This is a genomic window from Brucella anthropi ATCC 49188 (assembly GCF_000017405.1).
Lineage (GTDB): Bacteria > Pseudomonadota > Alphaproteobacteria > Rhizobiales > Rhizobiaceae > Brucella > Brucella anthropi.
This window is the reverse complement of record NC_009668.1, coordinates 693,209-706,305: the sequence shown is the minus strand read 5'-3', so window position 1 is coordinate 706,305 and position 13,097 is coordinate 693,209. Positions and strand designations below refer to the sequence as shown.

Sequence of the window (13,097 nt, the reverse complement as noted above, 5' to 3'; positions counted from 1 at the left end):
TCACGCCTGTTCCTGTGCGCCATCCGCATCTGGTTTCCGGCGCCGCGCGAATATCGCGCTTATGCTCCGCCGTGCTTTCTGCAAGCCCAGTCCGCAAAGCACCACGGGGAGCACTATCCAGCTGCGATAAGACGAAGAATTATGGTTCACGACCGCCAGCGCGGGCTTGCGCCCGAACGACGCCATCGTCTGTATCAATGCATTGGTCGCAAGCTGGTCCTGTCGGTCAGACGGAACCACAAGAAGCGCCGTATCCGTCGCCCGCGACAGGAGAACCGAGCGCTTGTCTTCCATGACCGCCGGCAGATCGACGAGGATGATCTTGTGATCCGCGCGCAACTGGGCAATCAGCTCGGCCAGCCAGTCTCCGTCACGCATCTGCCTGTTCGGCTTGATGATATCAATCCCCGAACCGTGATCATGCACGAGCGTTGCACCGGAAAGCGGACGCCCTGTAGAAACAGCGCCGTAATCGCCATGCGGAAGCCCAAAGGCCTCCGACAGGCCCGACCGCTTGTTTGTCGCATCGATGACTGCAACCGTTAAGCCGGTCGCGGCGATCTGTTGCGCGAGCGCGGTGATCAACAGGGTCTTTCCCTCGCCATCGGACAGGGATACGACGGACAGCGCCAAGGAATCCCGGCCGCGTGTCAGTGCCCGCAGACGATCGTGCACGGATTTGATTGCACGACCGAACGGGCTTGCCGGATCGAGACCGCGATTGACGAGAAGCGGCACAGTCAGCTGCGGCGAAACCGGCAGCAACGTCGCAGCCGGAATGCCGGGCAGCATCAGAGATGCCGTCTGCGCGGGCCTGATCTTGTCGAATGTTTCCTTCAGCATGGTGCCTGCAAGTGAAACCAGTCCGCCCAACCCCAGCCCCAGCAGCAGCCAGTTGGCGAGGTTCGGGCTGGCCTTGGCCATCGCCGGCTCCGCAGGCGAGATCATCTGTGCTTCGGGCGCAGCAATGCCGTCCTGTTCGATCAGCTGCTTGTAACGCGTGAGATAGCTTTCATAGACCGTGCGGCTGGCATTGGCCTCGCGGTCCAGCTGCCCGGCCCTGACTTGTGCCTGATTGGCTTCGGCAAGATCGGCTTCCGCATCTTTCAATGCGCCTTCCAGTCCGCTGCGCCGCTGACGCGCAATCTGGATTTCATTGCCAAGGCTCTTGATGATTTCGCCGACCTGGCTCGAAATCTGCTGCTTCAACGCTTCCTGTTCGGCCTTCAGCACAGGAATTTCAGCGCTCTTCAACGCACCGTTCGACTGCAATTCGCCAAGCTGGCGTTCGACGCGTGCTGCCTCATTGCGCAAGGTCTGGATCGCAGGCGAAGCCAGCACCTCGGCCAGTGCAGGCGCTTCATTGTTGTTCTTCAGCTCTGATGCCGTGCGCAATCGTGCTTCGGCGAGCGAGACTGCTCCCGTTGCGGCGACAATTTCATTGTTCAGCGCCGCGACGCGCTGGGCCTGAAAGCTGATCTGTCCCTGATCGCCCGCAAGCCGCGACTTCTGGCGGAACTCTTCCGCAGCACTTTCGGCACTTTCAAGATCGCTGCGCAAGGTACCAAGCTTTTCGCCCAGCCATTCGCTGATACGCCGCGTGGCCGATTGTTGCACGTCGATCTGATGATTGAGATAGGCCGTGGCAAAGGCATTGGCGACCTGGGCTGCATAAACCCGATCGGAAGCGCGATAAGAAATGAAGATCGTATAGGAACGGCCATCATTTGTGACCCGCAACCGCGAAAGAAGAAGGTCGATCTGCTGGCGTTCCCGCATGGCCGGATCGACATCGCGTGCGCTCTTCGCCTGCGATCCTGTATTCGAAGCAGACGACAACACCGTGCGCGAACGGAATTCCGTCGGCACGACAATGTTCTCCGCTTGCAGAATGTCGATGACCTTGCGCGCCATCATACGCGAATTGATGATATCGAGTTCGGAACGCAGAACCGGACTGTCCTGCGGCAATGGGGTGATCGCGCTTTCATTGGGAAGCGCCTGCAATCGCCGCATATCCAGCACCAGCACAGACTCCGACACATAACTGACTGGTGCTGTAAGATACCCTGCGAAGCCGACACCGATGCCTGCAAGCACCGGTACGATCAGCATCATCCTTCTACGTTTTATAGTGTCGAGCAGGTCAGCCACCGGCTGCCGCCCGTTTCCTGCTGAAACGTCGGAGATAATCACCAAAAGTCTCCTTCACGGAACAATTCTATCCGTCGGCCGGGCGGCTTCGCTGCCGCCAGTTGCGCCCTACTGCAAGTCGGAAAACGATGTTTCCGACGGGAACAGCTCGTTGATGATGCAAGCCACTTCGGTACGGTTGGACGCCTTCAGCTTCTTCATGATGTTGCGGATATGAACCTTGACCGTGCTTTCCCGCAGCTTCAGCTCATAGGCGATGATCTTGTTCGCCTTGCCCCGGCGCAGCGCATTGACCACTTCGGCCTGACGCTGGGTAAACATTCCGCCGAGAGGTTGCAGCCGCTGAGAGTTCGGATCGGTGGCGTGACGCAGAGCGAGCACACTGCTGGCTGGAACGAAGGTTCCGCCCGCCATGGCAAGCCGCAATGCTTCAACGCAGACATTCACATTCACCGATGTTGGAATATACCCCTTCACGCCATGGTCGAGCGCTTTGAGAACCTGCGAGATTTCTTCCTTGTCGGCCAGAAGAATGACCGGTGCCGGAGCGCAGTCAGTAACAATGCGATTGAGATAATTTCCGACAGCCGGGTCCGAAACCTTCTGGCCACCGATGTTGAAGAGCACTGCACCTGCGGTGCGGCCCTTGCGCTGATGTTGCCACTGCTCGAACGAGCTGAATGTGGCGATCGACATTTCGATGCTGTGGTTTGTCAGTCCATGTGCGAGGCATTCGCGATCCAACGCACGGTTGTCTATGATGACCAGTAGCGGCAACATGCTGTCGTTAGGCTGTTCAGGTTTAAAAGAACTATCTTTTGACGCCCCAAAGCCATTATTCTTTAATTCACTCGTCCTGCTACTGAATTGTGGAGAAATGTTCATCTGTTCGCCCTCTAATCCGACTTATGCGCACGACCCCATTGCTTGCACATCACAATCACGGAAGCGCATCGGTTACCTGTTTTATTTTTCTTCTTGAGATCTAGACAAAACCCCGGAAGCAATTCTTGTTTTTGTTCTTATTTTGATGAAAAGACTGCCTGAAAATTCTTTGAGTGTCATTAACCTAGATTAAGGGTTTCGGCAAAATATGGTTTAGACAAAGCGCAGATATATACCCAATTAGTGGTAGAAATTACTACCTTGCCAAAACAAATGACCTCGCTGAAACTCTTTAGATACCTGGCCTCCTTGGAAGAGCCGGGGGAAACGAACCGTGGGGGGCGCTCGACTTAAAACTTATATGCACTCATGCTGGGCGAAACGGCAGGTAGGCTCTATGGTGGTAAATGCCGACGAAGCAAAAACGCTGCGCCATTTTCTGGAAAGCGCGCCTATCAGTGCGGTTTTCAATGAAAGCGACCTGAGCGTTCTTAGCGCCCTGCCCATATCCTCAAAAAACTATGCCCCGCACACCGTGGTGAGCAGTCAGGGAGACTGGGCCAATTCGGTTCACATAATAAAGAGTGGTTGGGGCTGCATCTATCGCGATCTTCCCGATGGTGATCGCCAGATTCTGGACTTTCCCATGAAAGGTGATTTTCTGGGTTTCCGAACCGGGCTCGGCTTCAACTATTATACCCTGATTTCGGTTACCGAGCTTTCTGTCCTCGAAATCTCCCTGGATCATCTCACCGAAAGCCTTCTCAACTCCCCTCGTCTTGCCATGACATTCATGGAACTGATGGCGCGTCAGCGTGCCATTCTGATTGAGCATCTCATCAGCATAGGCCGCCGAAGTGCACTTGTGCGTATCGCGCATCTCCTGCTCGAACTGGGGCACAGGGCGCGGATCAACGGAACGGGCGATGAAAACAGCTTTTTCTGTCCGCTGACACAAAGCGAGCTGGCCGATGCGCTGGGGCTTACGCCGATCCATATCAACCGGATGCTGCGTGAACTTCGTGAGGACGATCTTCTCGTCTTCCGCAACAATGAGGTCGAATTTCTGAACCGGTCAGCTCTCGTCCATATTTCAAGCTTCGATGAGCACTATCTGACCATGGAAATTTTCCCGCGCGTACGGATCAGCCGGTGAGCGACACACAAAATCACGGATTATTCCAGCAGGAAACTATCGTTGATAAGTCATCAAAACTCGCATACTAAAAATATTATTCATATATAAATTATACCTCAACTTACACATAAAACCAAAGATTAAAGCAGCTGTCATCGCACCAGATATATCGGTAAAGCCTCAAATACGTCGCCATATATTCATATATGCTCTATATATTTATCAGAGAATTGTGACTAGTTTCCGCTTCACCATCGTGCCCGGAGGGGGCAGCATTGAGGAGGAGGCTCAACGATGCAAGACAATCTCGTCGATTCCGCCGTTGGCAAGGCGACAAAGCGACTTCTGCCATTTCTGGCAATCATGCTGATCCTGGCCTTTCTGGACCGCGCCAATATCGGTTTCGCCAAGTCCGAGTTTCAGGCTGACACGGGCTTAAGTGATGCTGCCTATGCATTCGGAGCTGGCATATTCTTTATCGGATATGCGCTTTTTGAAGTTCCCAGCAACATCATCATGCACAAGGTCGGCGCACGCCTCTGGCTGAGCCGGATCATGATTTCGTGGGGTATCGTCTCAGCCGCCATGATGTTCGCTCATACGGAAGGCGTTTTCTACACGCTGCGTTTTCTGCTCGGCGTTTGCGAGGCCGGTTTCTATCCGGGCGTCCTGCTTTATCTGACCTATTGGTTCCCCGCGAAGCAGCGCGCACGCGCCACCGGTATCTTCTATCTTGGCGTTCCGCTGGCGCTCGTCCTGGGAAGCCCGCTTTCCGGCTGGTTACTGACCCATCACGGTATTTTTGGCCTCACCAACTGGCAATGGATGTTCGTGGTCGAAGGGCTCGGCGCATCACTGGTCGGGATCATTGCCCTTTTCTACCTGACGGATCGTCCCGAAAAAGCGCGCTGGCTCTCGGTCGAGGAGCGCGATGCCCTCACACGGGTTATCGCCGCGGAAGAAGCCGCAAAACAAACACAGGCCCAGCATTCAGCCATGTCGGTACTGAAAGACCGCCGCGTCTGGGCTTTCATTGGCATCTACTTCTTCCTGCAGATCGGCACCGCGCCTTTGACCTTCTATTTCCCATCGCGCTTCGCACAGGCAGCATCGAATGGGCAGATGAATCTTCTTATCGGCTCGCTTCTCGCCCTTCCCTGGCTGTGTTCGGTCATCGCAACCCGTTATTTCACGGTTCTGGCCGACCAGACCAACCAGCATCGGCTTGTCTGCATGGGCATGGTCATCGCTGGAACAGTGGCGCTTGCCGTCATCGGGCTTACCGGCAACCCATGGCTGATGCTTCTTGCGGCCTGCATTGCCGTGCCGGGCCTCACAGCTTCGCAACCTGTATTCTGGAGCCTGCCTACCCGTTATCTGGGCGGGATCGGCGCGGCCAGCGGCATCGCTTTCATTGTTTCCATCGGTAATCTCGGTGCATTCTTCGCGCCGCAAATCAAGAATTGGGCCGATGTCGCAGTGGGCAATCATGATGCTGGTTTCTACACGCTTGCGGCCCTTTGCGGCATCGCTGTTCTGCTTCTCGCAGGTGCCCGCAAGGCCGCTCCCGGAGAGCAAGTGGTCACTGCCAAATAAGGTTCATCTTCGCGAAATTATTGAAACAGAACCCTCTCTCCGGCGGGGATTTTTCTGTTCCAAATATGTGAAGTCACTCTATATTCAGCGATCGAAATCAACCTTCGAAAGGACTGCACAATGAGGATAAGCGCCCGCAATCGACTAAAGGGAACAATCGTCGAAGTCACCAAAGGGGCAACCACATCCCATGTCCGGATCGATATCGGCAATGGTGTGATCGTTACCTCGTCCATCACCAATGAGGCTGTCGACGAGCTTGGCCTGAAGGCCGGCGGCGCCGCTTATGCCGTGGTGAAGGCATCCGACGTGATGATCGCAGTTGACTGAACTCTGCAATTGACGCGTTTGTTGCGTGCGAAGAAAATCTTCTTCGCACGCAACCTTCCTTCTTCAACAGTTCGTCACTTGCGACGGGCTGGAATAGTTGCTCCCTTCATCCTAGATTCAGGGCACATATCAAGGGAGCGCATATCATGACCTACAGCAAGAACCCCGAAGCGATTGCGAAGCTCACGCCCGAGCAATATCGCGTCACGCAGGAAAGCGGCACCGAGCGCCCCGGGACCGGTGAATATCTCTACAACAAGGAGCCGGGAATTTACGTCGATATCGTTTCGGGCGAGCCGCTCTTCGCCTCGGCCGACAAATATGAGTCCCATTGCGGATGGCCCAGCTTCACCAAGCCGATCGAACCCGCTAACGTTGCCGAACTGAACGATATCTCGCATGGCATGGTGAGGACCGAAGTGCGCTCGGCACATGGCGACAGTCATCTGGGCCATGTCTTCCCGGATGGGCCGGTTGATCGCGGCGGCCTTCGCTATTGCATCAATTCGGCCTCACTCCGTTTCGTTCCAAAAGACCGGATGGAAGCGGAGGGATATGGTCTGTATATCGATCAGGTCGAAGATATCGGTTGATTTCTATGTCAGGCCCGGACCCGTTTCGGGCCTGAATGCTCTCCAAAGATAGAGGCGACCTTGCCAGACGAAACAAAGAATTCCGTTCGGATTTTAAACCCTGACAATGTCGCACCGCCTATAGCGGCCTATTCACATCTGGCAGTTATTCCGTCCGGCACGGAACTTCTGGTTATTGCAGGCCAGGTCGGCTTGGACTTGAACCGTACAATTCCCGAAGAGCCGGAAAAGCAATACGAGCTGGCTCTGCGCAACATTGTCGGCATCCTCGACGGTCAGGGCCTCACACCGGCCAGTCTGGTGAAGCTGAACATCTTCCTCGTGGACCGGCTCAACCCGGAACGCGCCAAAAACATCCGCGCTGAGTTGCTGGGTGACAGCCTTCCACCGACCACGCTCGTTTATGTCGCCGGACTGGCACGGCCTGAGTTGAAGGTCGAAATCGAGGGCATGGCCGCGCGAAGTATTTGAAATAAAATGCCCGCGATATGGAAATAATTTGCATACAAATTAATTGATCCACAGGCATTACATCGGGCCATGAAGTAAGACTTCTTTCTGTCGCAATGATCACTAATCTGATCCAGCGCACCGCTTCGGCGGAATCAGGCAAATGCGCAGCCTCGGTATGATTATGCTATCACCACACATACCGAGGCTTTCCGGGGCTTTTGGCCGTTTCATGTCCACTACGCCGCCCCATTCCAGATAATTCTTCGCTCTGATAGGTAAATCAACCGGTACAATGGTTGCAGCCACGGCATGATTTCCATTGCAAATAGCGAAAAACTATATTCAATATACTGTCTTACTATTAAAGGACGATCGATTTCGATAACGCAACATTTTGGGAGGCAGCTTGGACAGCGCAGTTGGGGCCTACCGAATTTATTCTGAAAAGGAGTGCTCGGACGCACCTGCACTCGACTGGCCCTATGTTTGCGCACTGCACCTGCTCCGAGAGCCTTTCGAGAACGCGATTTCGGAGTTTCTCGCCTTCGTGGGCAATGCATCGCGGGCTGATCGCGCCTGGATGATTGAATATTCGCCTGATCTGCTGCGGTTTTGTAACACGCATGAATGGTGCAAAGGCGATACAACCGCCTATATTTCCGAACTTCAGGAAACCCCAACCACGCTGATTGGCTGGCTGCACCGCTATCTGACCGAGGGACAGGCCGTCGCCGTCCACGATGTCAGGGGGCTGCCGCGCACCGCGCGCGCCATCCAGGCTGAATTCCTGCGTCAGGGCAATCAAAGCATACTCAGCATACCGGTTTTTCATCAGTGTCGGCTGCGAGGGATCGTCGGTTTCGATACGACCGTGGAAGCCAGACACTGGTCGCGCGCAGAAATCAAAGCCATGTTCCAATGTGCGTGCCTGATCGCACAGGCGAAATATTCGACCTCCGATGAGGAAGCGGTGTCAGACGAAGAGCCCGACCCGACATCAGTAATCTATGTCAGCAAACGCGGGGTAATGCGCGGAGTGTCCCCGGAGGAAATCATCGGGGTGCGCTCGGCTGGCAATTACAGCGAGATATGGCTTGGCGATGGTTCCTCCGTTCTTGATTCCAGACCGCTTGGCATATGGGCAGGCATTCTCCCCGCTAGCGTCTTTTTTCGCATTCACCGCACGACGTTCATAAACGTGCTGCATGTATCGGACTTGGACAGAAGTACCATCGACAAATGGCTGGTCAGGATGCGCGGCATCGATCAGTCATGGCCGGTCTCACGATCCTATCGAAAAGCGTTGCGGGAGCGCCTGGGCTTCTAGCCTTTGTTTCGCCTTATTTTCACCCGTTCGTCGCCACAAAATTTGATGCGAAATAAGCAGGTTTTGCTCCAAGAAATGCCGCTTCAGCGCCGAACGGACACAAATCCCGAACTTGCCTTAATTTGAAATCGGCGCTTGGAGCATAATCCGACCGGAGCAAAACGAGGATCGGTAAGATTATGCTTTGGGAAGAAAAGTTTAGAGCACCGATCTGATTGAATCAGATCGGTGCTCTAAGACAGGTCCAGATGTGCCTTGAGTGGCATGTCGTCATGAACCGGAACAGTCTGCCTTTCGATCATGCGATGGACGAGCGGCGGCTTGTCCCCCTTGTGCAAAGAAAGGAGCCGTTCCGACACTTCGGCATCGGCCTGGGTGCGACGCTGGTTATGGCGGACATATTCGACCCAGGTTGGCACGTGATAGCTTTCCGTCCAGGTTTCCGGGTTCTCCAGATCACGCAGCAGCACCCACTGCCGGGCACCATCGCGGATGCGCATACGGCGGCGCAAGGCCATGGCGGAAAGGAACGCCGGAACATCTCCCTGCGCAATCTTGTAGTCGACCATGATCATGATCGGACCGCTGCGTGAACGCAGATCCAGCCGAAGCTGCGGCTCGCTGAAACGGTTGAGCGGATCGAGATTGAGGTCTTCAAATTCAGGCTGCGGCAGGAGCAGACCGATCAGCGCGCCGAACATCAGTACCACGGCAGCAGCCAGAAGCGCGCCTGGCACGCCGTATTCATCTGCGACAGAGCCCCAGAGCCAACTGCCTGCCGCCATCCCGCCGAAAGTCGCCGTCTGATAGAGCGCCAGAGCACGCCCCACCACCCAGCGCGGCGTGGAAAGCTGCACGGTGACGTTGAACAGCGACAGCGCCAGAACCCACGAAACACCGGCAGGCAGCAGGAAAATGCAGCTCAGCCACATATTCCGGCTGATCGACAGCAAGGCACAACTGATCGCAAAGGCCACGAAAGCACCGCGCACCAACCATTCATTGCCGAGAAGTTCGCGAAGCCGGGCACTGAGCAAGGCGCCGCCAATGGCGCCAAGCCCGAAAAAGCCCAGCATGATACCGTAGGTGAGCGCTGTTCCGTGGACGAGATCGCGCGCGACGAGCGGCAAAAGCGCCAGAATGACAATCGCGGACAGGCCGAACAGAAACCCCCGGAACATCACTTTGAGCAGGTTCGGCGACATGGCGACATAACGCAGTCCCGCCACCATGGCCGGTCCCAGCGTTTCGCGCGGCAGGGTGGATTTGACCGTTTCCGGCTTCCACTGCCATAGCGCCAGAATAAGCGCACAATAGCTGAACGCATTGAAAATGAAGGCAAAAGCCGCACCCGCCGCCGCAACGATGATACCGCCGATGGCAGGACCAATGCTTCGCATGAGATTGAAGCTCATGCTGTTGAGCGCTACAGCTGCGGGCAGATTGGTGCGGGGCACGATGTCCCCCATCGACGCCTGCCATGACGGGTTGTGCAAGGCCCCGCCGCAGCCGATCAGGAATGTGAAGCTGAGCAGCATCCATGGTGTGAGAATGCCAAGGTAGGCAAAAACCGCCAGCGCAACCGAAACAATCAGTAGTAAAACCTGCGCGGTGAGCATGATGCGGCGGCGGTCGAAATTGTCGGCCAAGGCGCCTGCAGCAACTGAAAAGATCATCACGGGCAGAGTTGTCGAAGCCTGCACCAGTGCAACCATATCGTCCGAATGGGCGATGGTTGCCATCATCCAGCCAGCACCGACCGTCTGCACCAGACCGCCGAGGTTGGAAACCAATGTAGCTGACCAGAGCGCCCGAAATGTTTTGTATTGGAAAGGCGCCAGGGGGGAAATTCTCTGCGGCACCGGACGACCTCCCGTTCCATCTGCCTAATAGAGCGGATACGTGAATCTCTCCCAAGGGACAAGGGGTTAAAACCAAAACCGGTGCAGAACTTCTCCTCCAGTGAGACTTCCAAACGGTTTTTCTCCCCCGATTGACTCCACCTTGCAATTAGGTAGACTGGTCTACCTAATCATTCGGATGAAATATGATAAGCGATCCCGCGACACCTAGTTCAAAACCGGCACGCGAGCGGCTTCTGCAAGCGGCAGCGGAATTGTTTTACGATGCGGGCATTTCGGCGACCGGGATCGACGCAATCATCCAGCGTGCGGGCGTGGCAAAGCAGAGCCTCTACAACAACTTCACGTCCAAGGCGGAGCTGGTGGCCACCTATCTGGAGCATCGCCATGCCGAATGGTTGGGCCTCTATGACAAGCGCCTGGAAAAGGCAGCAAGCCCGATGGATGGGATACTGGCCATATTCGACGCTTATCGCGACCATGCGGAATTTGCCTACGAACACGGGTTTCGCGGCTGCGGGCTGCTGAATGCGGCAGCAGAACTGCCCGCTGGCGATCCGGGCCGCAAGGCGGTGAGAAAACACAAGGAAGAAGTCGAGGGCCTGCTTGTGACACATCTCACCGGCTTGATCCCCGACGACCCGCCTCGGGTCCGCCAGCTTGCCGTGCAGCTCTCCTTCATTCTCGAAGGAGCAATCATGCGGGCTGGCCTTGAAGGCAATAGTGCGCGTCTTGGCGAGGCCAAGGCCATGGTCACGACAATTTTGAAACCAGTGTAAAATGCAATCATCAAAAAACTATCTTCTGGGAGTGACCGCCATCATCGTCGCTTCCACCATCTGGGGCACGACAGGCACCGCAGCAACCTTTGCGCCCGAGGTTGGCGCGGCGGCGATCGGCGCCGCTGCCATGGGACTTGGCGGACTGGCACAGGCGGCAATCGCCTGGCGCGGGCTGATCGCTTCACGAAAGGCGCTGGCCGATCAATGGCGCGTCCTGTTGGTGGGAGCCGTCTGCGTCGCGATCTATCCCCTCGCTTTCTATGGCTCCATGCGGATGGCTGGCGTGACCATCGGAACGGTCATTTCGCTCGGTTCCGCCCCGCTTCTTTCGGCAGGGATTGAGTATCGGCAAAGCGGCTTTCGCCCTTCGCTGCGCTGGCTGGCAGGTGCGATCATCGGCATTGTCGGCATGGTCCTGCTCAGCATGTCGGAGGACAGCGGCGGCCATGCCTCGTCTGCAGAAGGCTCCACACTCATGGGAGCCTTGGTCGGATTGGTGGCGGGCTTCACCTATGCGCTTTATTCCTCATGCGCGCGCCAGCTGATGCAGGGCGGCATATCATCGACAACCGCCATGGGCGCGACTTTCGGTATAGGCGGTCTTTTGTTGATGCCGGTTCTGCTCGCAACCGGCGGACCGTTCCTAGCCTCGTGGAACAATGCAGCTGTCGGCCTATACATGGCCTTCGTGCCGATGTTCCTCGGCTATGTCTGCTTCGGCTACGGGTTGAGCCGCGTTGAAACCAGCGTAGCGACGACGATCACACTTTTTGAACCGGTTGTCGCCGCGTTCTTCGCAGTGGTGATTGTCGGCGAACGCCTTTCCGCCCTCGGCTGGTTTGGTGTTCTTCTGGTTGTCATCTGCCTTGTCTGCATCACCATACCGACCCGCAGCCAGAAAGCCCCGCTGGAAGTGCCCGAGCCATCAACCTGACGCGCATCTCATCCTGAAAACCGTTTCACACTTTTCGGGATGCAGTTTGTTTCAACGCGCATCTCATCCGAAAACCGTTTCACACTTTTCGGGATGCAGTTTGTTTCAACGCGCATCTTAGTCCGAAAACCGCTTCACACTTTTCGGGATGCGCTTTTTAACCAGGCTTTGACTGCGTCGACCGATTCCGGATGACGCGGCTTTCGCAGGGAAACCGCATAGAAATCCGCGCCCACCCGCAGCTCGGTGGCCATTGGCTGGACGAGGCTGCCCGCTGCAACTTCCTTCTCCACGAAGAAACGGCTTGCCAGCGCCAGCCCCTGCCCGGCAATCGCCGCATCGATGGCAAGTGACGTCTGGTTAAAGCGGATATTCTTCGGCGATGTCGACACGCCGCCCGGAAAAGCCTTTTCCAGATATTGCGGCCAGAAATTATGTGCGTCGTGCAGCAGCGGATAGCGTTCCAGGTTTTCCGGCAGCCCCGGATCACCAAGCCTTTCGACCAGCACCGGGCTTGCCACGGCGACAATCACGTGCTCGAAAAGCAGCTCCGCGTTCAGTCCCGGACCGAAAGGCGGCTCGCCGTAGCGTACCGCCAGATCGACGGCATCGGTCTGGAAATTGGCGACCTTGTCGCTGGCGACAATGCGCAATTCTATATCGGGATGTGCGTGCGTAAATTCCGCCAATCGCGGGATCAGCCACTTCGATGCGAAGGTCGGCGTCACGCTGATGGTCAGGTGCTGCGGCTCGGGTCGCAGCATTTCGGTCGCCTCCGAAAGCAGGTCGAAAGCCCGTCGCACATTGGCAATGTATGCACGGGCCGGTTCGGTCATGACCAGCGTGCGGGGTTGGCGTTCAAAGAGTTTCAGTCCAAGCTCTGCCTCAAGCCCGCGTATCTGCTGGGCCACTGCTGCCTGTGTCACGCCAAGTTCTTCCGCTGCCAGCCGGAAATTCAGATGTCGCGTGACGACTTCAAACACACGCAGACCATTGAGCGAGGGAAGCCTTTTCATGAGTTGAACTCGATAGATTTTCTATTG

General features: G+C 56.1%; 12 protein-coding genes and 1 pseudogene. 9 read left to right on the top strand and 4 right to left on the bottom strand.

The features are described 5' to 3' along the window. Together OANT_RS17440 and OANT_RS17435 are read right to left on the bottom strand one after the other, a co-directional pair. Complete coding sequence (locus OANT_RS17440) at positions 1 to 2,196, bottom strand: GumC family protein (RefSeq protein ID WP_010658567.1); 2,196 nt, start codon at positions 2,194 to 2,196, stop codon at positions 1 to 3. A 66-nt stretch (positions 2,197 to 2,262) separates the two neighbouring features. Continuing rightward, complete coding sequence (locus OANT_RS17435; RefSeq protein ID WP_012092799.1) at positions 2,263 to 3,039, bottom strand: response regulator transcription factor; 777 nt, start codon at positions 3,037 to 3,039, stop codon at positions 2,263 to 2,265. A gap of 397 nt (positions 3,040 to 3,436) precedes the next feature. Here OANT_RS17435 and OANT_RS17430 point away from each other — a divergent pair, with 397 nt between their 5' ends. The 7 genes and pseudogenes from OANT_RS17430 to OANT_RS26935 form a co-directional block, all read left to right on the top strand. Next, positions 3,437 to 4,195: a Crp/Fnr family transcriptional regulator gene (locus tag OANT_RS17430; protein ID WP_010658565.1), complete on the top strand. Its 759-nt coding sequence runs from the start codon at positions 3,437 to 3,439 to the stop codon at positions 4,193 to 4,195. A gap of 276 nt (positions 4,196 to 4,471) precedes the next feature. Further along, positions 4,472 to 5,773, top strand: coding sequence for an MFS transporter (locus OANT_RS17425; RefSeq protein WP_012092798.1), 1,302 nt, complete (start codon positions 4,472 to 4,474; stop codon positions 5,771 to 5,773). Positions 5,774 to 5,893: 120 nt separating this feature from the next. After that, the gene (locus OANT_RS17420) at positions 5,894 to 6,103 is read left to right on the top strand and encodes a TOBE domain-containing protein (protein WP_012092797.1); all 210 of its coding nucleotides are present in this window, start codon (positions 5,894 to 5,896) and stop codon (positions 6,101 to 6,103) included. A 146-nt stretch (positions 6,104 to 6,249) separates the two neighbouring features. After that, entirely contained in the window at positions 6,250 to 6,696 is a 447-nt protein-coding gene (gene msrB, locus OANT_RS17415) for a peptide-methionine (R)-S-oxide reductase MsrB (RefSeq protein ID WP_012092796.1), read from the top strand. Positions 6,697 to 6,756: 60 nt separating this feature from the next. Further along, on the top strand, positions 6,757 to 7,167 hold the full coding sequence (locus OANT_RS17410) for a RidA family protein (protein ID WP_012092795.1): 411 nt from the start codon (positions 6,757 to 6,759) through the stop codon (positions 7,165 to 7,167). A gap of 388 nt (positions 7,168 to 7,555) precedes the next feature. After that, positions 7,556 to 8,476, top strand: coding sequence for a LytTR family transcriptional regulator DNA-binding domain-containing protein (locus OANT_RS17405; protein ID WP_012092794.1), 921 nt, complete (start codon positions 7,556 to 7,558; stop codon positions 8,474 to 8,476). Positions 8,477 to 8,611: 135 nt separating this feature from the next. Then, positions 8,612 to 8,689 (top strand): annotated as a pseudogene (locus tag OANT_RS26935) (invasion associated locus B family protein); the annotation flags it as partial. Positions 8,690 to 8,709: 20 nt separating this feature from the next. On the opposite strand, the gene OANT_RS17400 reads toward OANT_RS26935, so the two are convergent. After that, a complete protein-coding gene (locus OANT_RS17400; RefSeq protein ID WP_012092793.1) occupies positions 8,710 to 10,338 on the bottom strand; it encodes an MFS transporter in 1,629 nt (542 codons plus the stop codon). 185 nt (positions 10,339 to 10,523) lie between these two features. On the opposite strand from OANT_RS17400, the gene OANT_RS17395 reads away from it, so the two are divergent. Both OANT_RS17395 and OANT_RS17390 read left to right on the top strand, forming a co-directional pair. Then, positions 10,524 to 11,117 carry a TetR/AcrR family transcriptional regulator gene (locus tag OANT_RS17395; RefSeq protein ID WP_012092792.1) on the top strand — a complete coding sequence of 198 codons (594 nt, stop codon included), beginning with the start codon at positions 10,524 to 10,526 and terminating at the stop codon, positions 11,115 to 11,117. 1 nt (position 11,118) lies between these two features. Continuing rightward, positions 11,119 to 12,054 (top strand): DMT family transporter, encoded by a 936-nt coding sequence (locus tag OANT_RS17390; RefSeq protein ID WP_012092791.1) that lies wholly within the window; start codon positions 11,119 to 11,121, stop codon positions 12,052 to 12,054. Positions 12,055 to 12,188: 134 nt separating this feature from the next. Here the strand turns inward: OANT_RS17390 and OANT_RS17385 are convergent, their stop codons facing one another. Further along, positions 12,189 to 13,070 carry a LysR substrate-binding domain-containing protein gene (locus tag OANT_RS17385; protein ID WP_012092790.1) on the bottom strand — a complete coding sequence of 294 codons (882 nt, stop codon included), beginning with the start codon at positions 13,068 to 13,070 and terminating at the stop codon, positions 12,189 to 12,191. Between the last annotated feature and the right edge of the window lie 27 nt (positions 13,071 to 13,097).

What these genes read in the sequence shown, in the direction of transcription:
- OANT_RS17420 (WP_012092797.1), top strand. Translation starts at nt 5,894, where the DNA reads ATGAGGATAAGCGCCCGCAATCGACTAAAGGGAACAATCGTCGAAGTC.
- msrB (WP_012092796.1), top strand. Translation starts at nt 6,250, where the DNA reads ATGACCTACAGCAAGAACCCCGAAGCGATTGCGAAGCTCACGCCCGAG.
- OANT_RS17435 (WP_012092799.1), bottom strand. Translation starts at nt 3,039, where the DNA reads ATGAACATTTCTCCACAATTCAGTAGCAGGACGAGTGAATTAAAGAAT.
- OANT_RS17390 (WP_012092791.1), top strand. Translation starts at nt 11,119, where the DNA reads ATGCAATCATCAAAAAACTATCTTCTGGGAGTGACCGCCATCATCGTC.
- OANT_RS17425 (WP_012092798.1), top strand. Translation starts at nt 4,472, where the DNA reads ATGCAAGACAATCTCGTCGATTCCGCCGTTGGCAAGGCGACAAAGCGA.
- OANT_RS17430 (WP_010658565.1), top strand. Translation starts at nt 3,437, where the DNA reads ATGGTGGTAAATGCCGACGAAGCAAAAACGCTGCGCCATTTTCTGGAA.
- OANT_RS17395 (WP_012092792.1), top strand. Translation starts at nt 10,524, where the DNA reads ATGATAAGCGATCCCGCGACACCTAGTTCAAAACCGGCACGCGAGCGG.
- OANT_RS17385 (WP_012092790.1), bottom strand. Translation starts at nt 13,070, where the DNA reads ATGAAAAGGCTTCCCTCGCTCAATGGTCTGCGTGTGTTTGAAGTCGTC.